Origin of the sequence: Neisseria flavescens, from assembly GCF_005221285.1 — a bacterium.
Lineage (GTDB): Bacteria > Pseudomonadota > Gammaproteobacteria > Burkholderiales > Neisseriaceae > Neisseria > Neisseria flavescens.
Window position 1 is genome coordinate 1,079,173 of the sequence record NZ_CP039886.1, and the last position, 22,500, is coordinate 1,101,672.

Annotated in this window: 20 protein-coding genes and 3 pseudogenes; 11 read left to right on the forward strand and 12 right to left on the reverse strand. The window is 49.5% G+C overall.

The features are described 5' to 3' along the window. The first annotated feature begins 4 nt into the window (after positions 1 to 4). From FAH67_RS05570 to FAH67_RS05580, 3 genes are all read left to right on the forward strand, one after another. Positions 5 to 280: a type B 50S ribosomal protein L31 gene (locus FAH67_RS05570; RefSeq protein WP_004464264.1), complete on the forward strand. Its 276-nt coding sequence runs from the start codon at positions 5 to 7 to the stop codon at positions 278 to 280. Then, positions 280 to 405, forward strand: a complete 126-nt coding sequence (gene ykgO / locus FAH67_RS05575) for a type B 50S ribosomal protein L36 (RefSeq protein ID WP_003685279.1) — start codon at positions 280 to 282, stop codon at positions 403 to 405. Before FAH67_RS05570 ends, ykgO begins: the two co-directional genes overlap by 1 nt. Positions 406 to 645: 240 nt before the next feature. Beyond that, complete coding sequence (locus FAH67_RS05580; RefSeq protein ID WP_004464278.1) at positions 646 to 1,029, forward strand: MliC family protein; 384 nt, start codon at positions 646 to 648, stop codon at positions 1,027 to 1,029. A 229-nt stretch (positions 1,030 to 1,258) separates the two neighbouring features. Here FAH67_RS05580 and FAH67_RS05585 read toward each other — a convergent pair whose 3' ends face one another. The 4 genes from FAH67_RS05585 to FAH67_RS05600 all read right to left on the reverse strand — a co-directional run bounded on the left by FAH67_RS05585 (position 1,259) and on the right by FAH67_RS05600 (position 6,304). After that, positions 1,259 to 1,633, reverse strand: coding sequence for a DUF5071 domain-containing protein (locus FAH67_RS05585; RefSeq protein WP_004464279.1), 375 nt, complete (start codon positions 1,631 to 1,633; stop codon positions 1,259 to 1,261). Positions 1,634 to 1,936: 303 nt separating this feature from the next. Further along, positions 1,937 to 4,726 carry an isoleucine--tRNA ligase gene (gene ileS / locus FAH67_RS05590; protein ID WP_004464282.1) on the reverse strand — a complete coding sequence of 930 codons (2,790 nt, stop codon included), beginning with the start codon at positions 4,724 to 4,726 and terminating at the stop codon, positions 1,937 to 1,939. A gap of 138 nt (positions 4,727 to 4,864) precedes the next feature. Next, a complete protein-coding gene (gene ribF / locus FAH67_RS05595) occupies positions 4,865 to 5,791 on the reverse strand; it encodes a bifunctional riboflavin kinase/FAD synthetase (protein WP_004464285.1) in 927 nt (308 codons plus the stop codon). Between the two features lie 123 nt (positions 5,792 to 5,914). Next, positions 5,915 to 6,304, reverse strand: coding sequence for a hypothetical protein (locus FAH67_RS05600; protein WP_039863620.1), 390 nt, complete (start codon positions 6,302 to 6,304; stop codon positions 5,915 to 5,917). A gap of 161 nt (positions 6,305 to 6,465) precedes the next feature. Between FAH67_RS05600 and FAH67_RS05605 the strand changes: the two genes are divergently transcribed. The 5 genes and pseudogenes from FAH67_RS05605 to FAH67_RS05625 form a co-directional block, all read left to right on the forward strand. Further along, the gene (locus FAH67_RS05605) at positions 6,466 to 7,341 is read left to right on the forward strand and encodes a YoaK family protein (RefSeq protein ID WP_039863626.1); all 876 of its coding nucleotides are present in this window, start codon (positions 6,466 to 6,468) and stop codon (positions 7,339 to 7,341) included. Positions 7,342 to 7,550: 209 nt separating this feature from the next. Next, positions 7,551 to 8,231 (forward strand): annotated as a pseudogene (locus FAH67_RS12255) (YiaD family glycine zipper/OmpA-like lipoprotein). A 340-nt stretch (positions 8,232 to 8,571) separates the two neighbouring features. Continuing rightward, positions 8,572 to 9,744 carry an NAD(P)H-dependent flavin oxidoreductase gene (locus FAH67_RS05615; RefSeq protein WP_004464292.1) on the forward strand — a complete coding sequence of 391 codons (1,173 nt, stop codon included), beginning with the start codon at positions 8,572 to 8,574 and terminating at the stop codon, positions 9,742 to 9,744. A 121-nt stretch (positions 9,745 to 9,865) separates the two neighbouring features. After that, complete coding sequence (dapC, locus tag FAH67_RS05620; protein WP_004464293.1) at positions 9,866 to 11,056, forward strand: succinyldiaminopimelate transaminase; 1,191 nt, start codon at positions 9,866 to 9,868, stop codon at positions 11,054 to 11,056. Between the two features lie 73 nt (positions 11,057 to 11,129). Then, positions 11,130 to 11,291 (forward strand): annotated as a pseudogene (locus FAH67_RS05625) (IS5/IS1182 family transposase); the annotation flags it as partial. 102 nt (positions 11,292 to 11,393) lie between these two features. Here the strand turns inward: FAH67_RS05625 and FAH67_RS12065 are convergent. Continuing rightward, positions 11,394 to 12,152, reverse strand: coding sequence for an autotransporter outer membrane beta-barrel domain-containing protein (locus FAH67_RS12065; RefSeq protein ID WP_244284789.1), 759 nt, complete (start codon positions 12,150 to 12,152; stop codon positions 11,394 to 11,396). Continuing rightward, a complete protein-coding gene (locus tag FAH67_RS05630) occupies positions 12,085 to 14,259 on the reverse strand; it encodes a pertactin-like passenger domain-containing protein (protein WP_244284785.1) in 2,175 nt (724 codons plus the stop codon). Before FAH67_RS05630 ends, FAH67_RS12065 begins: the two co-directional genes overlap by 68 nt. A 177-nt stretch (positions 14,260 to 14,436) precedes the next feature. Here FAH67_RS05630 and FAH67_RS05635 point away from each other — a divergent pair. Beyond that, positions 14,437 to 14,689, forward strand: a pseudogene (locus tag FAH67_RS05635) (transposase); the annotation flags it as partial. A 324-nt stretch (positions 14,690 to 15,013) separates the two neighbouring features. On the opposite strand, the gene FAH67_RS05645 reads toward FAH67_RS05635, so the two are convergent. The 6 genes from FAH67_RS05645 to FAH67_RS05670 all read right to left on the reverse strand — a co-directional run bounded on the left by FAH67_RS05645 (position 15,014) and on the right by FAH67_RS05670 (position 18,748). Further along, a complete protein-coding gene (locus tag FAH67_RS05645; RefSeq protein ID WP_003680460.1) occupies positions 15,014 to 15,184 on the reverse strand; it encodes a rubredoxin in 171 nt (56 codons plus the stop codon). An 84-nt stretch (positions 15,185 to 15,268) separates the two neighbouring features. Then, positions 15,269 to 16,360, reverse strand: coding sequence for an acyl-CoA dehydrogenase family protein (locus FAH67_RS05650; RefSeq protein ID WP_003680461.1), 1,092 nt, complete (start codon positions 16,358 to 16,360; stop codon positions 15,269 to 15,271). A 123-nt stretch (positions 16,361 to 16,483) separates the two neighbouring features. Further along, the gene (locus tag FAH67_RS05655) at positions 16,484 to 17,032 is read right to left on the reverse strand and encodes a carboxymuconolactone decarboxylase family protein (RefSeq protein ID WP_039863910.1); all 549 of its coding nucleotides are present in this window, start codon (positions 17,030 to 17,032) and stop codon (positions 16,484 to 16,486) included. A 145-nt stretch (positions 17,033 to 17,177) separates the two neighbouring features. Beyond that, positions 17,178 to 17,633, reverse strand: a complete 456-nt coding sequence (gene ruvX, locus FAH67_RS05660; protein ID WP_003680463.1) for a Holliday junction resolvase RuvX — start codon at positions 17,631 to 17,633, stop codon at positions 17,178 to 17,180. Beyond that, positions 17,626 to 18,174, reverse strand: a complete 549-nt coding sequence (locus FAH67_RS05665; RefSeq protein ID WP_003680465.1) for a YqgE/AlgH family protein — start codon at positions 18,172 to 18,174, stop codon at positions 17,626 to 17,628. The genes ruvX and FAH67_RS05665 overlap by 8 nt, the downstream gene beginning before the upstream one ends. Positions 18,175 to 18,202: 28 nt before the next feature. Continuing rightward, entirely contained in the window at positions 18,203 to 18,748 is a 546-nt protein-coding gene (locus tag FAH67_RS05670) for a CreA family protein (protein WP_003680467.1), read from the reverse strand. Positions 18,749 to 18,922: 174 nt separating this feature from the next. Between FAH67_RS05670 and FAH67_RS05675 the strand changes: the two genes are divergently transcribed. Together FAH67_RS05675 and FAH67_RS05680 are read left to right on the forward strand one after the other, a co-directional pair. After that, entirely contained in the window at positions 18,923 to 20,722 is a 1,800-nt protein-coding gene (locus tag FAH67_RS05675) for a murein hydrolase activator EnvC family protein (RefSeq protein ID WP_115287619.1), read from the forward strand. A gap of 215 nt (positions 20,723 to 20,937) precedes the next feature. Continuing rightward, on the forward strand, positions 20,938 to 22,440 hold the full coding sequence (locus tag FAH67_RS05680) for a S41 family peptidase (protein ID WP_003680472.1): 1,503 nt from the start codon (positions 20,938 to 20,940) through the stop codon (positions 22,438 to 22,440). Positions 22,441 to 22,500: the final 60 nt, after the last annotated feature.

Genomic DNA, 22,500 nt, shown 5'->3' on the forward strand with positions numbered 1-22,500 from the left:
AGAAATGAAACCCGATATCCACCCAGACAACTATCGTACCGTCCTGTTTTACGACAGCGGTGCAGACCAAGGATGGCTCATCCGTTCATGCGCCAATACCCACGGAAAAACCATGGTCTGGAAAGACGGAGTAGAGTATCCCCTCTTCTCTCTTGATACCTCTTCCGCGTCCCACCCCGTATACACAGGCAAACAACGCAATGTCAATGTCGAAGGCCGCGCCAGCAAGTTCAACCAACGTTACCAATCCATGATGTCTTCTTTCAGAAAGGATAAATGATGCAAGTCCTCTCATCCCTGAAAACTGCAAAAAAACGACACCGCGACTGCCAAATTGTCCGCCGAAAAGGCAAAGTGTACGTCATTTGCAAGAGCAATCCCCGTTTTAAAGCACGCCAGCGTTAAGCTGTCCTATCCTTCTTTCAATGTAACTCTCTGAATTTTCCGCACTTTCGTTTACCTCTAGCGCAAGTGCGGCTTTTTTCAAACGGCATTAATCATTCATATCAAAACTACAAAGAATCCTGTCATACTCCCGGAAACAGGAAGGAAAAGTAAATAATGGTTATCCCTATTGTGAAGCCATAAAGATATTTATAACATGCCGCTACATTCTTCCTTCAACACTGACCATAGGAGTCAAAAATGAAAGTAAAAGCCCTGCTTGCAATTGCCGCTGCCATGAGCCTCACTGCCTGTGCCGCACCTGAAGCCCATCGCCATGACCATGGTCAACGTCATGACATGCACAACCATGATATGCACAACCATGGCCGTGTTCAATCATTCAGCTGCGAAAATGGCCTGTCTGTACAAGTCCGCAACCTGAGCACCAACCAAGTTGAACTACGTCTGGACGACAAAGTTGCCACCCTGTCTTCTGCCGTTGCAGGTTCAGGCGAACGCTATGTTGCCAACCAAGGTCTGTTCGGTAAAGGTGCTGAATGGCATCAAAAAGGCAGCGAAGCATTCTTCGGCTTCACTGACCCATACGGCAACAAAGTAGAAACTTCTTGCTCTGCCCGCTAATTTCTACTTGGCAATAGAATAACTGAAGGCCGTCTGAAAACTTGTTTCAGACGGCCTTTTATATTGGATAAAACAAATAAGGAATATAGTTTCCGTTTAATGAGAAAATGCAAATATGTGGCTATTTGAAGATTCAAAATACGTCCATACTCCACGGATAAGTAAGACCCTTTGAAAGGTATCTTCTCCGACAATGCATTATTTCAAAATCATTAAATATATATCTACCTTAATTTAAAACTTTTTCCAAGATTTCTTTAAGGTTTTCATCATCTTCATCCAAAATTAATTTTTCTGAAATATTATGAAGACAATGTTCCAAATCAATGGCTAAGGCTACTTGGTTTTGATAGGATAATTTTGGATAGAGTTCAAGTAAAACCCAATAAATGCATATACTATCATTTGAGTAAAAAATATTTGAAACGAATGGAAGTAATGTGTCTTGTCGTTCTACAAAGATTTCGATAATTTCACTAAAAACAGGAAAGTTCGCATCTCCCAACCATCCTGAGAGCCACTCCCCCATCTCAATTAATTCCTCATCGTTGCAGTCCTTAATTTTTTTGCAAGCCTTGATGTCAAACTTATCTTTAGGACGCATAGGATACCTCATTATTATTAAAGACTTACGAATACAGAATTATAATGATTGATCTCAATTCTAGACAAATGATTATTCGTCATTCCTATATCCTCAACAAATTTTCTCTGAAGTAAGAGTTATTTTGTGCAATTAAACTCCTACCCAGCAATAACTTGAAACCCTATCCTGTATTTTACCTAAATCACAAATCCCAATTACCCTTCAAAATCTATTCGCTATACGAAACAGATTCAATAAACAAAGGCCGTCTGAAAACCTATTACCAAAGTTTTCAGACGGCCTTTATCTTAGACCAAACCATTAAGCGTAATGTCTGTCTTCGCCTTTACCGTCAACGTTGTCGGCACAACGTTTACAGATGGTTTCATGGCCTGCAACTGCGCCCACATCGTGGGTGTAGTGCCAGCAGCGTTCGCATTTTTCACCATCGCTGGCTTTAGCGGTTACAGCAAGTTCATCACCTACTTTCACTTCAGCTTTAGACACCAGCAAAGCAAAACGCAACTCTTCTCCCAAAGCGTTCAGGTAGCCGGCCATTTCTTCCGGCGCGGTAATTTCGGCTTCGGCTTGCAAGGACGAACCGACGGTTTTGTCGGCGCGCAAAGGCTCGATGGCGGCGGTTACGGCTTCGCGCACTTTGCGGACTGCCGTCCATTTTTTCACCAATTCGGCTTCGGCTTTTTCGTTGATGGTCGGGAACTCGTGCCAGGTGTGGAAAAGCACGCTGTCTTCTTCGCCGCCGCCGATGATGTCCCACGCTTCTTCGCCGGTGAAGCACAAAATCGGAGCAATCAGCAGAACCAAACTGCGTGTGATGTGATACAGGGCAGTTTGCGCGCTGCGGCGTGCATGGCTGTCTGCTTTGGTGGTGTAGAGGCGGTCTTTCAGGATATCGAGGTAGAACGCGCCCAAGTCTTCCGAGCAGAAAGAAACCATTTCTTTTACGGCAAAATGGAAGGCATAGCGCGGATAGTAATCGCCTGCCAGACGCTCTTGCAGCTGACGTGCCAATACCAGGGCGTAGCGGTCAATTTCCACCATGTCTGCCTGTTGTACCGCATCTTCAATAGGATTGAAGTCGCTGAGGTTGGCAAACAGGAAGCTCAAGGTGTTGCGGATACGGCGGTAGCTTTCGGTAACGCGTTTGAGGATTTCTCTGGAAATCGCCAATTCGCCGCTGTAATCGGTGGATGCCGCCCACAAGCGCAGGATGTCCGCGCCGAACTCGTTATACACTTCTTGCGGCGCGACGACGTTGCCGATGGATTTCGACATTTTGCGGCCGTTTTGGTCAACCACGAAACCGTGGGTCAACAGCTGTTTGTATGGCGCGCGACCCATGGATGAGGCGCAGCCGGTCAGCATGGACGATTGAAACCAGCCGCGGTGTTGGTCGCTGCCTTCGAGATACAAATCAGCCGGCCATTCCAATTCTTCGCGTTGTTTCACAACGGAATAATGGGTCGAGCCGGAGTCGAACCATACGTCCATTGTGTCAGAAAGTTTATCGTAATTTTCGCAATCTTCCGCACTCAAGAGTTCGCTCTTATCAAGAGAAAACCATGCTTCGATGCCTTTTTCTTCGATTTTTTGGGCAACTTTTTCCAACAACTCGGCAGAGTTTGGATGCAGTTCACCGGTTTCTTTGTGGACGAAGAAGGTCATCGGCGTACCCCAGTAGCGTTGGCGTGAAACCACCCAGTCAGGACGGCCTTCAATCATGGCTTCCAAACGCGCGCGACCCCATGATGGGAAAAATTCAGTGTCATCAACGGCTTTGATGGCTTTATCGCGCAAGGTTTTACCATCGGCACCTGCTTTATCCATACCAACAAACCATTGGCCGGTCGCACGGTAAATCAACGGCGTTTTGTGGCGCCAGCAGTGTGCGTAGCTGTGTTCGATTTTGCTGCTTGCCAAAAGGTTGCCGGTTTCTTCCAGCCATTGCAGGATGACGGGGTTCGCCTCCCAAACACGCATACCGGCAACGCGCGGCGTTTCGCTAATGTATTTGCCCTCGGCGTTGACGGGGTTGTAAAGCTCGATGCCGTATTTGTTGCAGACGGCGTAGTCTTCCAGACCGTGCGCAGGCGCAGTATGAACCAAGCCGGTACCGGCATCGGTGGTAACGTGGTCGCCGTTGAGCATAGGAATATCGCGTTCCAAAAACGGATGGTTCATATGCAGGTTTTCCAGCTTGTCACCGGTGGTTTCGGCAAGGATGGCGATGCCGTCTGAAAAACCGTAGCGTTTCAAAGCGTCTTCCGCCAAATCTTTCGCCAGCACCAATTTGCCTTTGGGCGTATCAATCAGTTGGTAAACCACGTCTGCGCCAGCTGAAACAGCTTGGCTCGCAGGCAGCGTCCAAGGCGTGGTCGTCCAGATGACGGCAAACGCTTTGCCTTCGATACCTGCCAAACCGAATGCGGCGGCAAGCGCGGCGGTGTCTTTAAACGGATAGCCCACGTCAATCGCAGGCGATACTTTGTCTTTGTATTCCACTTCCGCTTCCGCCAGCGAAGAACCGCAGTCCAAGCAGAATTGAACCGGTTTCGCGCCCCGGTAGAGATAGCCGGATTTGTAGATTTCGCCGAGCATACGCACGGTATCGGCTTCGGTTTTAAAATCCATAGTCAGGTAAGGATGGTCCCAGTCGCCCAACACGCCCAAGCGGATAAAGTCTTTTTTCTGACGGGCAATCTGTTCGGCGGCGTATTCGCGGCACAATTCACGGAAACGCGCTTTGGGCATGTCTTTGCCGTGCAGCTTTTCTACCATCACTTCGATAGGCAAACCGTGACAGTCCCAACCCGGCACATAAGGCGCGTCAAAACCGGCTTGGGTTTTGCTGCGGATAATGATGTCTTTGAGAATTTTGTTGACGGCGTGACCGATGTGGATGTCGCCGTTGGCATACGGCGGGCCGTCGTGCAGGATGAATTTCGGACGGCCTTTGGCGATTTCGCGCAGTTTTTGGTAGCGTTTTTGCTCGTACCAGCTTTTCAGCCATGCAGGCTCGCGCTTGGCAAGATTGCCGCGCATCGGAAACGGGCTTTCGAGCAGGTTGACGGTTTTACTGTAATCGGTCATTTTTTAATCTCTATTGTTACAATATTTCGGTTTCAGACGGCCTGATTGCTCATTTTGAAAAGAACAGGCCGTCTGAAAAAATTCAAAGGACTTATTGTAGCCCAATTGTCTTGATTTTATAAGCTTCTAGAAGCGTTTCTATGCTTCCCAAACCTTCGCATCTTCCATATCTTGCAAAATTTGGGTTTTCAATGCTTCGATACTCTCAAATTTTTTCTCGTCCCGCAGTTTGTGCAGGAAGCGGACGAAGATGCGTTGGCCGTACAAATCGCCGTTGAAATCGAACAGATGGACTTCCAGCTTCTGCGAGCGGTTGTTGCTGACAGTAGGGTTAAAACCAAAGCTGGCAACGCCTCGGCGCGTGCCGAATGTGCCGTCTGCCTCAACGACAAATACGCCGCTTAACGCATAATGATACGGAGGAAGCTGGACATTGGCGGTAGGTGCGTTGATGGTACGGCCGAGTTTTTGTCCGTGTTTGACCTTTCCGCTCAACACATAATCATGGCCCAACAGTCTTTTGGCATATTCCAACTTGCCGTCTGAAAGGGCTTGGCGGACGGCGGTACTGCTGGTGCGGATGTCTTCAACGATAACGGACGGCGTGCGCTCGGTTTGCATATCGGGCTGTTGAGCCAAGAGTTCAAAACAGCCTTCACGGCCGGCACCGAAACGGAAATCGTCGCCAATCAGCAGATACCGCGTATTGAGTGTTTGGCGCAAAAGCTGGTCGATAAACGCTTGTGCGCTCATATCGGAGAAAGCTTGGTTAAAACACAAGACCCAAACGGCATCCACACAGCCGGTTTCACGCAAAAGGCGCAATTTGGTACGCAGCGGACTGATACGGTAAGGTAGCTTTTTCCCGGCTTTGCGCGCAAAAAATTCTTTGGGCTGAGGCTCAAAAACAACAACGACAACAGGCAGACCGCGCTGGTCTGCCTCTCGTTTGAGTTTTTGTAGAATGTGTTTATGCCCGAGGTGTACGCCGTCGAAGTTGCCGATGGTTACGGCGGCTCCTTGCGGAAATTTGGGCGCGTGTCGCTGTCCAAGCCAGATGTTCATGGGTGGTGGGTATTGTGTTTGAATAGGCGGCTATTGTAAACGTTATTGCCGTTTCAATAAACCTTAGGCCGTCTGAAACCAATAAATATATGCTTTCAGACGGCCCTAAAGTTTGTTAATACCTTACCACCACCAAGGATAACGGCCAAACGGATAGCCCCAATCGTCGTAATAGCGATAGTAGCGGGCTTCGCGCAGCTGTTCTTGGGAAATATAGTTTTGCCATGCCATTTTGTAGCAGGCTTGGAACATCGGATCGGAAACTTTGTCGATATATTTGAGGCGGAAGGCTTTTTGTTCCGCAGTTGCGACACCGGGTTTGCCTTCTTCGTCAAATTTGCGGCGGATCAGCGCGGCAGTTTCCTGATCGCATTGGGCTGCAAGATGTACTTGAAGGTCCTGCTCATAGCGTTTCTGCGCTTGGGCGCGTGCGGCTTTTTGCTCAGGCGTGGTGGCGCAGGCGGCAAGCAATGCGGCAGCACCAATCAATAAGGTCAGGCGGATAGGATTCATCGGGTGTTTCCTTATACTCATGTATGGCTATTAATGTACGCCTTCATCTTGTAATGGGCAAGTGTAGCAACTTGGGGACACTTGATATTATTTGTTCTTGGCAGCAGGCAGTTGCATATAAAATACACCCCGTATAAATGCTCGCCCCTATCCTCAAATCAATGAACGACGACAAACGACCCCACTCTTACCGACCGCGCCACCATAGGCAACACACGCCGCCGTTTTGGCAGGCAGACCGTCCGTACCTGCACGAACACAATATTTCCGATGCCCGTTTCAGACGGCTTGGTTACATCATGGCCTTTCTTGCCGGTGCGATTAATGCCGGCGGCTTCTTCGCATTCTCACGTTATACCTCCCACGTTACCGGCTCTATGTCGCTGTTGGCAGATGTTTTGTATCTTCAAGAGTGGAGCATGGCCATTATCGCCACGATTAGCGTGTTGTGTTTTATTGCCGGAGCCGCGCATTCGGGCTGGGTCATTTTGTGGACGCAGCAAATGCGTTTCCGTGGCAGCTTTGGTTTTTCCATGTGGCTGGAAGCGGTTTATCTGTTGATTTTCGGCTTATTCGGCATTGCCGCGATGGAATGGGATTTTGGCGGATCGGATTTCATCATGCCATCTTTAGCATTGTTTTTATTATGCTTTATCATGGGCATGCACAATACCGTGATTACGCTTTTGTCCGGATGCGCCATCCGCTCCACCCATATGACCGGCACGGCAACCGATTTGGGCATTGAAATTTCACGCGCACTTTATTATTCCAAACAACATCATCCGCGCCTGCCGCACGTCCGCGTCAACAAACCGAAAATGTGGCTTTTAAGCGGCTTGATGCTGTCGTTTTTACTGGGCGGCGTGGTTGGCGTATGGGGTTATCATTTGGTCGGCCATCATTTCGCCCTGCCCGTTTCCGCCGTTTTGTTCATACTGGGCGCAGGCTCGGTGGGATACGATGTCAAAGTCAGACTGAAATGGGCATTTGTCAGCTGGTATCGCCGTAAAAAGAAAAAACGGAAGAAATCGTAAAGAAAACTGCTTTTTATCTGGCGGCAAAACGGTCAGAAAAATGCAGAAATGTTTCAGTATTATGTTAACTGGCAAATATTTGCGTAATATCGGGTTAAACCCGTTCTTTTGCGTTTCGGATATTCGGTATCATTAATCCGTAATGACCTACGCGGTTTTTATTGATTTTTTCAGACGGCCCGAGCCGTCATCTAAAAAGAGGATACGACATGAAATTCTTGAAACCCCTGACCGTTATTGCTACTGCAATTCCTTTGGCACTTACCGGCTGTGTGACCGATCCTGCTACCGGTCAACAATCCGCCAGCAAAACCGCTATGTACGGTTTGGGCGGTGCGGCTGTTTGCGGCATTGTTGGTGCGCTGACCCACGGCGGTAAAGGCGCGCGTAACTCCGCATTGGCTTGTGGTGCAGTAGGTGCCGGTATCGGCGGTTACATGGACTACCAAGAGAAAAAACTGCGTCAAAGCTTGGCCAACACCAACATCGAAGTTGAACGTCAAGGCAACCAAATCAAACTGGTTATGCCTGAAAACGTAACCTTCGCTACCGGCAGCGCTGCCCTGAGCGGCCATGCTCAAAGCGCCTTGTCTGCCGCCGCGCAAACTTTGGTTCAATATCCTGACACAACTTTGACCATCAACGGCCACACCGACAACACCGGTAACGACGCCATCAACGAGCCATTGTCTCGCAACCGCGCCGAATCTGTTGCCATCTTCCTGCAATCCCGTGGCGTAAGCAGTACCCGTTTGAGCACTTTCGGTTACGGCTCCCGTCAACCCATCGCCTCCAATGCTACTGTTGAAGGCCGCGCATAAAACCGCCGCGTTGAAATCTTGATCAACCCAGACCAACGCGCCATTGATGCCGCTAAAAAACAAATGTAATCCGACATCTGCCTGATTCCCATGCTTAAGGCCGTCTGAAATTTCAGACGGCCTTTTTCTTTGTAGATTTTGTTTGCAATTTCTCCTCATCAATCCAATCCATCATAAAATTTATTCCTTTATTAACAAGACTTTTCAATTTTTCCTTTAAAAAAACTGTATTAATACTCTAATTTTTACACTAATTTAGAGTATAATTCCTAAAATTTTAAAAACACGCCTCATGCCGTCTGAAAAACGGCGGCGAAAAACACACTTATTTATATACACATCAGCCCGTTATCCAATCCATTTCATAGGATTTCAGACGGCACCATCCAGAATCTATGAAGGAGCACCCATGCACAACAACTTTGACCCATTGATTATCCGTGGCAAATCACTGATTCCCGTCGTTCAAGGCGGTATGGGTGTAGGCGTTTCCGCATCAAAACTCTCCAGCGCGGTTGCGCGCGAAAACGGCGTGGGTACGATTGCCAGCGTCGATTTGCGCCACTTGCACGAAGATTTGCTGGCCGAATCAAAAATCGATTCCAGCGAAGAAAAATACACCCGCCTCAACTGCATCGCGCTTGACCGTGAAATCAAAAAAGCCAAAGCCGATTCAGAAGGCAAAGGCATGATTGCCGTCAACGTCATGAAAGCCGTCAAAGACCATGCCGCTTACGTCCGTCAGGCCTGCGAATCCGGTGCAGACGCGATTGTGATGGGCGCAGGCTTGCCTTTGGACTTGCCGGAAATGACCGAAGGCTACCACAAAGATGTCGCCCTTTTCCCTATTTTGTCCGAGTCACGCGGTATCAACATCGTTTTGAAACGTTGGATGAAAAAAGGCATCTTGCCCGATGCCATCGTTATCGAACACCCTGCCCACGCAGCCGGCCATTTGGGTGCGGCAACCGTTGACGGCGTGAATGATGCCAAATTCGAGTTCAAACGCGTTATTGAAGAAACATTTGAAGTATTCAAAAACTTGGGCTTGGAAAGCGAAAAAATCCCATTGGTACTCGCCGGCGGCATGGCAAACTTTGAAAAAATCAAAACAGCCTTGAAAAACTGGGGCGCGTCCGCTGTTCAAATCGGTACCGCGTTTGCCGTTACCGAAGAAGGCGATGCCCACATCAACTTCAAGAAAACGCTGGCCGGTGCGGAAACCGAAAAAGTGGTTGAATTCATGTCTGTTGCCGGTTTGCCTGCTCGCGGCGTGCGCACCAAATTCCTCGACAGCTACATCAAACGCGAAGCCAAATTGCAAGCCAATGCCAAAAACGATCCGCGCCGTTGCACCCAAGGCCTGAACTGCCTGACCAGCTGCGGTTTGCGTGACGGTTTGGCCAAAGCCGGTCAATTTTGTATCGACATCCAACTTTCCGCTGCATTCCGCGGCGAAGTCGATAAAGGCCTGTTTTTCCGCGGTAAAGACCCATTGCCGTTTGGCAACGCCATCCGTACGGTTCAAGAAACCATTCATTATCTCTTGAACGGTTCCCTGCCCGTCGTCTCTGCCAAATAAACGCATCAATATTCAAAAGGCCGTCTGAAAAACATTTAAACCCTGTTTTCAGACGGCCTTTTTGTCCCAATCCATCTAAAAAATGCTAAGATTATTGCCTTAATTTATCGGCAGAAACACCATGAACCCATTATTGAACCATCTCAAACCCTATCCTTTCGCCCGCCTGCGTGAAGCCATGCAAGGTATTGATGCACCTGAAGGCGTAACGCCCATTCATCTGCAAATCGGCGAGCCGAAACATCCGACGCCCAAAGTCATCACCGACGCGCTGACCGCCTCCCTGCACGAACTGGAAAAATATCCGCTGACCGCAGGCCTGCACGAACTGCGCCAAGCCTGCGCCGAATGGGTGGCCCGCCGTTATGATGGTTTGAGCCTCAATCCCGACAATGAAATCCTGCCCGTATTGGGCAGCCGGGAAGCTTTGTTTTCTTTTATCCAAACCGTTTTAAATCCGGCTTCAGACGACCCCAAACCGGTTGTTATCAGCCCCAATCCTTTCTATCAAATTTACGAAGGCGCGACTATTTTGGGCGGCGGCGAAATCCATTTTGCCAACTGTCCTGCACCCAGCTTCAATCCCGATTGGAGTAGTCTGCCCGAAGACGTATGGCAGCGCACCAAAGTCCTGATTGTCTGCTCGCCAAACAACCCGAGCGGCAGCGTCCTGCAATTAGAAGACTGGAAAGAAATTTTTGATTTGCAAGACAAATACGGCTTCGTTATTGCCTCTGACGAATGCTATTCCGAAATCTATTTTGACGGCAACAAACCAATCGGCGGTCTGCAGGCTGCGGCACAATTAGGACGCGGCACGCGCAACATCGTGATGTTTACCAGCCTGTCCAAACGCTCCAATGTCCCCGGTTTGCGCTCCGGCTTTGTCGCAGGCGATGCCGAGTTGCTCAAAAACTTCCTGCTCTACCGCACCTACCACGGCAGCGCGATGAGCATTCCCGTCCAACGCGCCAGCATTGCCGCTTGGAACGACGAAGAACACGTCATTGACAACCGCCGCCTCTACCAAGAAAAATTCGACCGCGTCATCCCTATTTTGCAACAGGCATTCGATGTCAAACTGCCTGACGCGTCGTTCTACATTTGGCTGAAAGTTCCCGATGGCGACGACTTGGCATTTACGCGCAACCTGTGGCAGAAAGCCGCTATCCAAGTGTTGCCCGGCCGCTTCCTCGCCCGCGATACCGAACAAGGCAATCCGGGCGAAGGCTACGTCCGCATCGCTTTGGTTGCCGATGTGGAAAGCTGCGTCAAAGCGGCTGAAACCATGGTTGCTTTATACCGCCGATAAAACAAAGGCCGAGACCTTTGCAAAATTCCCCAAAATCCCCTAAATCCCCACCAAGACATTTAGGGGATTTCTCATGACCACCTTCTTCCGGCAAACCGCCCAAGCCATGATTGCCAAACACATCGACCGCTTCCCGCTATTGAAGTTGGATCAAGTGATTGATTGGCAACCGATCGAACAATACCTGAATCGTCAAAGAACCTGTTACCTTAGAGACCACCGCGGCCGTCCCGCGTCCCAACAAAAAAACCATCCCAACAAACAAACCGCCCCAACAAAAAAAACAATCCGGAACGCGTCTGACCGTTCCGGATTGTTTTCAGGTGGCATCCGCGCATCAGAACATACTGCGCACGCCCATATTGACCTGCCAATTCTGGCGCATCGTGTGCATCGAAGACCTTTGCGCCTCAAAATAAAACTGCCGTCCGTTTTCGGCATTGCGGCGCACCACGCCCAAGCCGTATTCCAACCAGCCGCCCCGGTGTTTGAATTCCTCCACGGCAGAGCCGTTGAACCTGTGGCGGATCGTGCCGATAAACTCGCGTTTGTACATCAGCTTGCCGTAGATGTTCAGCCTGCCGCCGTCCAAACCGTCCACGCCCGCCCGAAAGCCGAACCGCCCCATCAGGCTGCGGAAATTGTCCGTCTCGGCAGACAAGCCGTTTGACAGCGAAAAGCCGTAGCCGCGCGTAAACCAGTAAGACAACTGCCCTTCCGGCTGCCACCAATAGGTTTTGCCGCCGTCCTGTTTTTCCATCCGCCTGCCGGTTTCGGCGGAAAGCATATAGGCATTCAGGCGCGCCTCGTCCGATTCGACCCGTTTGCCTGCGTAATTGGTCAGCCCGTAGCTGCCCTTATATCGGGCGATGTTGGCGACCAAATCATAATAAGCCCTGCTTTCCCGGTTGAGCCAGGTGGAATAAACGCCTGCCGACCTGCCGTAGATTTTGCCGCTGCCGGCGTAGTCTTCGGGGGTGTAGGACGATTGGAGGTGGCGGAGCATCAGCCCTTTGTAATGAATCCATTTATCGCCGAACCCCGTCCGGTTGAAGCCGCCGGCAAAGCCCCAATAGCGGTTGCCGTAACCGCCCACGCGGTAATCGCTGCTGCTGCCGACGAATTTTCCGCCGACGCTTGTTGTCTTCCTGCGGCGTTTCGTCGGCGTGGATTTCGCCCATACGCTGCACCAGCGTTTCATCGGAAACCGCGTTCAACTGATATAACGCCTCGCCGAAAAGGACGCTGCTCGATGCGCCCGTCGACAGGGTGGCCGGGTAGAGGTAGAAGTCCCGCTTGCCGTCTGCGGAAATATTGACCTTTTTGGAATCACCCGACTCGCCCAAGGCAAAACACCACCCTCCCTGTTCCGTACATTTGACGCGCAGTTCGTATGACGCTTTTGTGTTTTCGGCATCGCCTTTGTTTTCGACCAGCTTTAAAAACTCCCTGCCCGTCGTTTTTGCCTTGGCATTGTCTTCATATTCGATAATGTACGTCCCTTCGCTGCCTTTTCGGGTAATCAGCTTGTCCGATTCGCCTTTGACGATGTCGCCATACATTTTGAACACGCCGCCGTCGCCCTTGAGCTTGCTCACAGACACTTTGACGAATTTATTGCTGTCGCTAAATTCGACCTGCGCGTCTTCCGACAAATCCAACTCTTTCAGCATCGAATCATTGGTAACCATCCAGCGCGCGCCGTTGCTCATTTTGAGGTTGACGGTGTTTTTTGTTTTGTCGTCGATTGCGCTGTCTTTAATCCAACCGTTTTCATCGAAGAAATCTTCATATTCTTTGATTTTTGCTTCGTCTCTCTCAATGCTTTTTATGCTGCTTTCTTTTGATTTCTCTTTTGCTTTTATTTGTTTTTCTATTTTTTGTTTTTCTTTTTCTGACGAGCCATTTTCATTGAGTTTAGCCAATTCTTCCTTGAGTTTAGCCAATTCTTCATCCAGCTTAGGCAATTTTTCCTGTTTGCGAACTAGACGTTTCCTTGTACTGTCGATATCTTTTTCCGTGGGCGGTACATTCCCGTCCGCATCCACGGTTAAGGCAAACATATCTTTCCCTTTGGCAAAGCTCCTTTTCCCGATATGTGCTTCCCCTTCAAAATAAGAATCTTTGTTGGCGAGGTTCACGCTCACGCTGCCGCCGTTGTAGGCGAAAATATCGCCTTTGATTTTGACAACCTTGTCTTCCCCGCCGACAACCTCGACTTTGCTGTTTTTCCCGTCAATCGCAAACGCGCTGCCTATGCTTTTGGGTCTGCCTTGCCCGTCATAAACCGGCGTTGCAACGATATCGACATTCCCACGGAAAATCGCTTCCATTTTGGAGCCTTCCGGAATCTGCTTCTTATTGCCTAGTCTGCGGCTTGAATAGAAGCCAAAACCGTTTGCTTCCGCCTCTTCCTGTCCGTTCCTATCGATTTTAATGTTTACATCGCCCTTGAACTCCATCGTGGTGATGCTTGGAAAATCAGGGTTGGGTTTGGTGCTACTATAGTGGTTGGCGGTAATGCCTTGTCCTCTCTCTTTTCCTGATTTGATGTTGATATTCAGCGTCGAGCCTTCTTCGGAAACAAAATGATAGTTCCCCACTTTTTCACCATTATTAAACAATAGGATACCGTCGTTACTAGAGTCGGAATCCGCATCTATATTGATGGTGTTGCGCCCTTTAAAGGTAAGCGTCGCCGGCGCCAAGCTTTTGGCTACACTAGTATTGATTCCGTCATAAGACATAATGCCGACATTCGCTTTATGGGCGGCTATGGTTACGTTTTCAAAAGTAACGTTATTTTTGCCCTCATAGCTTTGATCCGCCAACATCACCGCGCCGCCTCTCTTCTCCCATCTAGCTTTGCTTAAGTCGTACAAATAACCTGAATGGTTTATCTTTGTTTCAATCGATTTATTGTCAATCGTCGGCGGGGCATCGGCAGAGCCGTCTGCCAATTTGCCTTTTATCGTAATGTTGTTCGTACCGCCGTTGGCGGCAATGATGAGGGAATTTAAGGGTTTGACTTCGGTTTCGCCATCGTAAGTGTAGTTGTTCTCTTGCCCTTGTTTTGCGAGGACGAGGGTGTAGTTGTCTTTCTTCTCTATCGTTCCACTGTTTGCAGCATCCGCCCCTTGAGCGTGCATAGAAGCGGCTGCAAAACCAAGTAAGATGCATTGAACTGTCTTTTTTTGTTTCATCGGTTTTCCATTTTGATGGTATGTGATTTTTACTATTATATGCTTAAATCATTGACACACCAAAAAAAAAAAAAAAAATGGATTGTTTGATACTCCAATGTTTTTTATATGTTTGAGCCCTTTGCAAAATTCCCTAAAATCCCCTAAAGTCCCACCAAGACATTTAGGGGATTTCTCATGAGAACCTTCTTCCGGCAAACCGCACAAGCCATGATTGCCAAACACATCGACCGCTTCCCTCTATTGAAGTTGGATCAGGTGATTGATTGGCAGCCGATCGAACAATACCTGAATCGTCAAAGAACCCGTTACCTTCGAGACCACTGCGGCCGTCCCGCCTATCCCCTGTTGTCCATGTTCAAAGCCGTCCTGCTCGGACAATGGCAGGCACAGCCTCTCCGATCCCGAACTCGAACAAAGCTTCGGTACGCTGCACCGTAAATTCCGCTATGCGTGGGTAGCCTATTTCGGGCTGATTAAAGTAAGTGCGCAAAGCCATCCGAAGGCGATGTGTTTAAACCTGTTGAAAGCGGCTAACAGGCCAAGTACGCCTGTTGCTGCCTAAAAGGTGGCCCGGATGCCTGATTATCGGGTATCCGGGGAGGATTAAGGGGGTATTTGGGTAGAATTAGGAGTGATTTGGGGCGAAAACAGCCGAAAACCTGTGTTTGGGTTTCGGCTGTTTGGAGAAGGACTTTTTTGCAAAGGTCTCAGGCCGTCTGAAATTTCAGACGGCCTTTTTAAATCAACCAAGTTATATCACGAAATCCAACAGATAAAAATCTTCTTTGCCTACGCCGCACTCAGGGCATTTCCAGTCGTCGGGAATATCCTCAAACTTGGTTCCGGCTGGCAAGCCGTGCTCTGGATCGCCGAGGTCTTCGTCGTAAATCCAGCCGCAAGGGCCGCACATATATTGAGCCATTGTGTGTTCCTTCTATTTTAAAAGGCCGTCTGAAACCGTATTTTCAGACGGCCTTTCGTGTGTTTTATTGTTGATATTTTGAATTTATTGCGCTGCTTCCAAAGTGGCGATTTCTTTACGCAGGTGTTTGATGGCCGGTGTTACGATGGCGACGAACATGGCCTCGCGGACGCGGCGTTGCGCCGGACTGCGCATCAGATAACCTTTCGCGCCTGCATGCAATGCGGCAGATTGAGTGGCGTTCAGTGCCAATACGGCAGCCGCTTCACGCAGTTTTAAGGTTGCCAGCGTGTCAGGTTTGTTGTTCCACGCATCATCGGCAAGGCGTTCGGTTTCCGCCCATGCGCCGTCCAACGCGGCTTTCAAATCATCGTAGCTGTGGTCGAGGTAAGCGTTCACTTCCGCGTTCACTACATTGGCTATGCGGATAATGTCGAGCGCACCGTCAATCACACCGGCGCCGATACCTATTTGCAGCAAGATGAAACCGGCTTTAATGGTCGGGATATAAGACTGGAACTGCTCAGGCGAAGCAATCACATCTTCATCGGGAATAAACACGTCTTTAAAATTCAGGCTGAACGTGCGCGTGCCTTCGAGGGCGCAAAATTCGGGGCAGGCTTGCAGGGTTACGCCTTCCCATTGGCCGCCGGTGATAAACATCACATAGCTGTCGCCGATTTGGGCGGTATTCGCCCAAATATGGTCTTCGCCGATATTGGATACCCAAGGCAGCGCGCCGTTGACTTTGTAGCCGCCCTCAACGCGCTCGGCTTGCAGGTTGTGTTTTTCAATGCCGGCGAGGTGTTTGACGGTATTGGACATGCCCGTACCGGCCAAAACTTTACCCTGCAGAATATCGGCTAAATATTTGTCTTTCACCGCTTGGTTGGGCGATTGGTGCAGATACCACGCGCAAGCCGCCTGACACCATGCGCTGAACGAAGTGGCGCCGCATTCTTTACCGATTTCGCGCAATACGGCGATTTGCGTTGCCAAACCCAAACCGTTGCCGCCTTCTTCAACCGTACCGGTCGCGGCAAAACCGCCGATTTTGCCCAATTCCAGCATAAATTCTTTCGGGTACAGGCCTTTGCGGTCGATGTCGTCCACCAATGGTTTCAGCTTGCTTTTAACAAGTGCGGCAACATTGTTCAGTAAAGCTTCGCGTGTCATGATTTTTTCCTCTGAATAAGGTTTGAAGCGTAGATGGTTCTACTCATGAATTTTCTTGACAACAAGGATATCCTTGCTTTTTACTAAAAGGCCGTCTGAATTTTCAGACGGCCTTTGATGAGATTAGGCAAATGCCTGCAATTCAGGGTTGATTTCAGTTTTGGCAAGGTTGTTGACGTAGTTGCACAAGGTTGCCAAAGCAACACCCATAACGACTTCAACGGCTTGCTGTTGGTTGTAGCCTGCATCGAAGAAAGCTTTCAGCTCGTCGTCGGATACCGCGCCTTTTTTCGCCATAATGGCTTGGGTGAATGTTGCCAAAGCACCCAGTTTGGCATCGTCAAACTCGCCTGCAGCCAATGCACGTGCGGCTTTGATGGATTGCTCGGACAGCAGTTTTTTCAAGGTAGCCAGTTTGGTGTGGCCGGCAACACAGAACCCGCATTCGTTGGTACGGGCGGCAATGATTTGGACAACTTCAACTTCGCCGTCAGTCAGGCTGTTGGCCGCATTCAGCTTGCCAACTTCTTGGTAAAACGCCAAAGCTTCAGGCGCATTGGCCAAAACGCCGATCAGGTTAGGAATAAAGCCGTTGTTTTTCAATACGGCTTCAATGCGTGGTTTAGCAGCTTCAGGAGCGGTTTCAACTGTGTGTATGGTCAAGCGGGACATGTGTATAACCTTCTTATCTGGTGAAATGAAGCGCCCATCATAAGCCATCCGCCTCCATCAGAAAAAGACTTATTGGTTATTTGCCGCGAACCAAAAGTTATAAGGCCGTCTGAACGGATTCAGACGGCCTTTATAATGAATAATGCTATTCTTCGCGGCCATTGAAATACTCTGCCGCGCCACCTTCAAAAAACCCTTGCAAAATCGCCTGCGCCGCTACTTGGTCAAGTACGGATTTTTGTTTTCGGCCAAACACTTGGGCTTCTGCAAGCAGGCTTTCCGCGTATAGGGAAGACATCCTTTCATCCACCCAATAAACCGGCAAGTTAAAACGTCCGTGCAAACGGCGGCCAAACTTGCGGCTCAAACGGGTCAGCTCATGCTCCGTGCCGTCGGTATGCGTCGGCAGGCCGACTACAAAATACTTGGGTTGCCATTCTTTGACCAGCTTGGCAATGGCCTCAAATTTTTCATCATTGCTGTTGCCGGTTACCGTCGCCAGCGGATGGGTCATGCCCAACTCGGCATCGCCCTGCGCCACGCCGATACGCGCCTCGCCGAAATCAAAGGCTAAAACCGTGCCTTTTGGTGCATCAGGCATGGCCGACTCCTGAAACCAAGGCATTCGGATTGACGCCCAATTTTTCAAAAGCGGCGGCATAACGGAGTTCGTAAGGCACATCAAAAAGAATATGCTCGTCCGCAGGAACGGTCAGCCAAACATTTTCTGCCAGCTCGCGTTCCAACTGCCCTTTACCCCATTTTGAATAACCAATGCTGATCAGAGCCTTGTCAACCGCACCTTCTTTAGACAAGTTTTCAATCACATCACGCGAAGAAGTCAGCGCGACGTTATCGGTTACCACCATGCTGTTTTGCCAGCGGCCGATCGGCGTATGCACGACATAGCCGCGCTCAATCTGAACCGGCCCGCCCATCATCACGTTTTCATGTTGCAGGCGCAGCGGGATATTGCGATCTGCGGCGGCGAAAATCATGTCCATGGTAATCGGCGAAGGCTTGTTGATGACGATGCCCAGCGCACCTTCTTCATCGTGTTCGCATACATAAATGACCGTATCCGTAAAAAACGGATCGTCCATATGAGGCATGGCAATCAGGAAATGGTTGGCTAAATTCATATTCTTTTAATCTATTAAGCTGATTTTATTATTTTTGTCCGTCGGCAACCGGCGCGTCCACCACGCATGCACCATAAACCGCGCCGCCTGCCGGTACCGGCGTATCGGTTTTCGCATGGGCAAAACACGATACCGCGCTCAAAGAGTTTTTCGGCGAGCCTTGAACGATTTTATCGCTGTAGACCAAATAAGCGAAAGACTTACGTTTCGGATCGTAATAACGGATAATCTGCTGGCTCTTAAATGCCATGCTGGCGCTACGTTTGAACACTTGTCGCGGTTTCAAAACCGCAGACTCGTTATAACGGATGACTTCCGCACTTTGTACACATGAAACCGATGCGTCGCTGGCATCTTCTTCCAAATTGACCGTTTCTTTCAAACCGCCTTTTTTCGCGTACGAAATATAACAGGCAACCCCTTGCACATCAGGATCGTCAAAACCTTCCACTTCAATACGGTCATTTTTACCCAGCATATGAAACACCGTACTGGCGCGTCCGATTTTATCGGTATCGTTACCGCAAGCCGCCAAAACCATGGCGCCCAGCACTACTAATAAATATTTTTTCATAATATCCTGTCGATGCAGACTGTCAGTTTCCAGGCAGACTTAAATCCCATCCGCCTACTCTATCGTTACTATATAAGACCGTTCGTCCATATTGCAACCCGATATTATTTTCAGACGGCCTGACAGACAGTATAATCCGTCCTATTGTTCCTACTTTGATAGCAAGATCGAACCATGCGTTACAAACCCCTCATTCTCGCCCTGTTGCTCAGTTTTTCCCTGCCAACCTATGCTGCCAAAGACGCGCCGAAAGAAAAAGCGGCCGCCGTCAAAAAAGCTGCGTCCGTGAAAAAAGAAAAAGAAGCCACTAAGGCAGATGTAAAAAAAGAAACCTCAAAAAAACAAGCGGTAAAAGAAAAAGAGGAAGACAAAAAAGCGGTTAAAGCCAAAGCCTCCAAAGAGAAGGAAACCGCCGACAAAAACGAACGCGCTTCAGCCAAAAACAAAACGGCTAAAACCGCCGAAGCAACTGCCGACAATAAAAAATCCAGCCGCAAAGCCGAAGAGCCTAAAGAAACGGCAAAAGACAAAAAAGCCGCAGCCGCAAAATCCGGCAAAACCAAAGAACAAGACAAGAAACCTGTTGAAGATAAAAAAAACAGCAAAGCCAAAGAACCCGTAAAAAAAGCAGACCCTAAGGAAACCAAAGCTAAAAAGCCTGCTAAAAAAGCGGCCGAGGATAAAAAAGACGGCAAAAAAGACACAAAAGCCAAAGAGCAAAACAAAAAAGCCGAGCCTAAAGCCGCTTCTTCAGCCGACAACGATTTCAAAGCAGCCGTAACTGCCGCCGCCAACGATATGGAAACCAAAAAATCCTTTGCCAAACGCAACGAGGGTTTCATTATCCATGTCAATACCACGCTCAAACAGCTGCAACAAACACGCAACAACCTCTCCGGCATCAACCGCAAACAACGCGACGCATGGGAAAAATTCCAAAAGCTCAATGCCGATGCCAACCAGTTGAAAGCCGAAGTTTCCAACACGCGCGCCCAAATTTCGCGCTTCGTGTCCGGCAACTATAAAAACAGCCAGCCCAACGCGGTCGCCCTCTTCCTGAAAAACGCCGATGCCGGTCAAAAAACCCGCTTCCTGCGTTACACGCGTTATATCAACAACGCCAACGACCAAGTCATGAGAGACTTGGAAAAACAACAGAAAGAGCTGGCGGCGCAAGAGCAAAAAATCAACAATGAATTGGCTTACCTGAAAAAACTGCAAGCCAATATCCAAGCTTCGTTGCGTCAACAAGGCGTAACCAATACCGCCGAACAAGCCGAAAGCCGCCGTCAAAACGCGCAAATGGCCAAAGAAGCGCAAAAGAAAATCAACCACAGAGAAAACGAGCAACGCCTCAACAATCTATTGAAAGATTTGGAAAAACGCAAAGCCGATCAACGCAAAGCCGAAGCTGAAGCACGTAAAAAAGCCGCCGAAGCCCGTCTAGCCGCCGCTGAAAAAGCCCGCAAAGAGCAGGCTGCCGCCCAACAAAAAGCCGAAGCCGAACGCGCCGCCATGTCTACGCTGACTGACGAAGACATGAAACTGCAAGCCCCGAATACCCAAGACTTGACCGTCAGCAACGCCAACAGCTTCAGCCGTATGCAAGGCCGTCTGAAAAAACCGGTCAACGGCACACTGGCGGGCCTGTTCGGTCAAGACCGCGGCGATGGCGAAGTTTGGAAAGGCGTGTTCTACAATACCGTTCCTGCTCCGGTCAGCAGCATTGCCTCAGGCACGGTTACTTTTGCCGGCGAGCTTGAAGGCTACGGCAAAGTGGTCGTCCTCAACCACGGCGACGGCTATGTCAGCATTTACTCCGGCCTGAACGAAATCGACATCGCCCAAAACTACGCCGTCAATGCCGGCAGCAAGATTGGCACCAGCGGCACTTTACCGTCGGGCGAAACCGGCCTTTACCTTGAAGTCCGCTATAACGGACAAGTCATGAATCCTCTTTCATGGATTAACTGATGTTTCAGACGGCCTGAGTGAATTTTCCCCTTCAGGCCGTCTGAATTTTCATCATAAACTACAATAAAACACGATTTTCACGCCTGTTCAGCACATTAAACAACAAACTTTTACCTTAAACTTATTGTTCCGAGCGTTTAAATCACATAAAGTCAACTGGCTCAGAGAAAACAAAAACCACTTTGCTTACCATACACAAAAAGAAAGTCAAACGAATGTCAACAAAATCCACTTTAAAAAAAGTTGCAATCTACACTCTCGGCGCATTTAGCGGCGTCGCCCTTAGTCTGAGTGTACAAAGTTTTGCCGCCGAAAAAGACAAAAAAGACAACGAGGCCCTGCCCGTGCAAACCATCCGCACCATGGCAGAAGTGTACGGCCAAATCAAAGCCAATTATTACCGAGACAAACCCGATGCCGAGCTCTTTGAAGGCGCAATGAAAGGCATGGTGTCCGATCTCGATCCGCATTCCGAGTATATGGACAAAAAAGGCTATGCCGAAATGAAAGAATCCACCAGCGGCGAATTCGGCGGCTTGGGCATGGAAATCGGACAAGAAGACGGCTTCGTCAAAGTCGTTGCCCCGATTGAAGACACACCTGCAGAACGCGCCGGCGTGAAAAGCGGCGACTTCATCGTCAAAATCGACAATACCTCTACCCGCGGCCTGACCGTCAGCGAAGCCGTCAAAAAAATGCGCGGCAAACCGGGTACCAAAATCACCCTGACGCTTTCACGCAAAAATGCCGACAAACCTATCGTCGTCAACCTGACCCGCGCCATCATCAAAGTCAAAAGCGTGCGCCATCACCTGCTTGAAAAAGACTACGGCTACATCCGCGTCTCCCAATTCCAAGAGCGCACCGTTGCCGCGCTTAACGAAGCCGCACAAGCCCTTGTCAAAGAAAACAAAGGCCTGCTCAAAGGCATCATCCTCGACTTGCGCGACGACCCGGGCGGCCTGCTCAACGGTGCAGTCGGCGTATCCGCAGCCTTCCTGCAACCTGACGTAACCGTTGTCAGCACCAAAGGCCGCAACAAAAAAGAAGGCATGGTTCTCAAAGCAACTGCCGAAGACTACATCACCACCAGTGGCAAAGACCCGTTGGCCGGATTGCCTGCCGAGCTGAAAACCATTCCGATGACCGTCCTGATTAACGCAGGCTCGGCCTCCGCTTCCGAAATCGTTGCCGGTGCATTGCAAGACCACAAACGCGCCGTCGTCGTCGGCACACAAAGTTTCGGCAAAGGCTCAGTGCAAACCCTGATTCCGCTTTCCGGCGGCAGCGCAGTCAAACTGACCACCGCGCTGTATTACACGCCGAACGACCGTTCGATTCAAGCGCAAGGCATTGTTCCCGATGTCGAAGTCAAAGACAAAGACCGCGCTTTTGAAAGCCGCGAAGCCGACCTCGCCGGACACATCGGCAACCCGCTCGGCGGCGAAGACGTCAACAGCAGCAACGAAATCAGCACGCCTGATTCAAACGAAGCAGCCAAAGCCGATGAAAACGCCAAGTCCAAAAAAGGCAAGGACAAAGAAAAAGACGAAGACATCTCCAGCCGTCGCATTCCTAATCCTGCCAAAGACGACCAACTCCGCAAAGCCTTGGATTTAGTGAAAAATCCAGCCGAATGGCAAAAATCTTTGGGTTTGGCAGCGAAAAAACCGGCCCCGAAAAAAGACAAGAAAGACGGTAAAGACGAAAGCAAATAAGCTCAGTCCGAATCCTTGAAAAGAGGTCGTCTGAAAACGATATAAAGTTTTCAGACGACC

Excerpts from the sequence above, each read along its gene's own strand:
- FAH67_RS05570 (WP_004464264.1), top strand. The coding sequence starts at position 5 with ATGAAACCCGATATCCACCCAGACAACTATCGTACCGTCCTGTTTTAC.
- ykgO (WP_003685279.1), top strand. The coding sequence starts at position 280 with ATGCAAGTCCTCTCATCCCTGAAAACTGCAAAAAAACGACACCGCGAC.
- FAH67_RS05580 (WP_004464278.1), top strand. The coding sequence starts at position 646 with ATGAAAGTAAAAGCCCTGCTTGCAATTGCCGCTGCCATGAGCCTCACT.
- FAH67_RS05585 (WP_004464279.1), bottom strand. The coding sequence starts at position 1,633 with ATGCGTCCTAAAGATAAGTTTGACATCAAGGCTTGCAAAAAAATTAAG.
- ileS (WP_004464282.1), bottom strand. The coding sequence starts at position 4,726 with ATGACCGATTACAGTAAAACCGTCAACCTGCTCGAAAGCCCGTTTCCG.
- ribF (WP_004464285.1), bottom strand. The coding sequence starts at position 5,791 with ATGAACATCTGGCTTGGACAGCGACACGCGCCCAAATTTCCGCAAGGA.
- FAH67_RS05600 (WP_039863620.1), bottom strand. The coding sequence starts at position 6,304 with ATGAATCCTATCCGCCTGACCTTATTGATTGGTGCTGCCGCATTGCTT.
- FAH67_RS05605 (WP_039863626.1), top strand. The coding sequence starts at position 6,466 with ATGAACGACGACAAACGACCCCACTCTTACCGACCGCGCCACCATAGG.
- FAH67_RS05615 (WP_004464292.1), top strand. The coding sequence starts at position 8,572 with ATGCACAACAACTTTGACCCATTGATTATCCGTGGCAAATCACTGATT.
- dapC (WP_004464293.1), top strand. The coding sequence starts at position 9,866 with ATGAACCCATTATTGAACCATCTCAAACCCTATCCTTTCGCCCGCCTG.
- FAH67_RS05630 (WP_244284785.1), bottom strand. The coding sequence starts at position 14,259 with ATGAAACAAAAAAAGACAGTTCAATGCATCTTACTTGGTTTTGCAGCC.
- FAH67_RS05645 (WP_003680460.1), bottom strand. The coding sequence starts at position 15,184 with ATGGCTCAATATATGTGCGGCCCTTGCGGCTGGATTTACGACGAAGAC.
- FAH67_RS05650 (WP_003680461.1), bottom strand. The coding sequence starts at position 16,360 with ATGACACGCGAAGCTTTACTGAACAATGTTGCCGCACTTGTTAAAAGC.
- FAH67_RS05655 (WP_039863910.1), bottom strand. The coding sequence starts at position 17,032 with ATGTCCCGCTTGACCATACACACAGTTGAAACCGCTCCTGAAGCTGCT.
- ruvX (WP_003680463.1), bottom strand. The coding sequence starts at position 17,633 with ATGCCTGATGCACCAAAAGGCACGGTTTTAGCCTTTGATTTCGGCGAG.
- FAH67_RS05665 (WP_003680465.1), bottom strand. The coding sequence starts at position 18,174 with ATGAATTTAGCCAACCATTTCCTGATTGCCATGCCTCATATGGACGAT.
- FAH67_RS05670 (WP_003680467.1), bottom strand. The coding sequence starts at position 18,748 with ATGAAAAAATATTTATTAGTAGTGCTGGGCGCCATGGTTTTGGCGGCT.
- FAH67_RS05675 (WP_115287619.1), top strand. The coding sequence starts at position 18,923 with ATGCGTTACAAACCCCTCATTCTCGCCCTGTTGCTCAGTTTTTCCCTG.
- FAH67_RS05680 (WP_003680472.1), top strand. The coding sequence starts at position 20,938 with ATGTCAACAAAATCCACTTTAAAAAAAGTTGCAATCTACACTCTCGGC.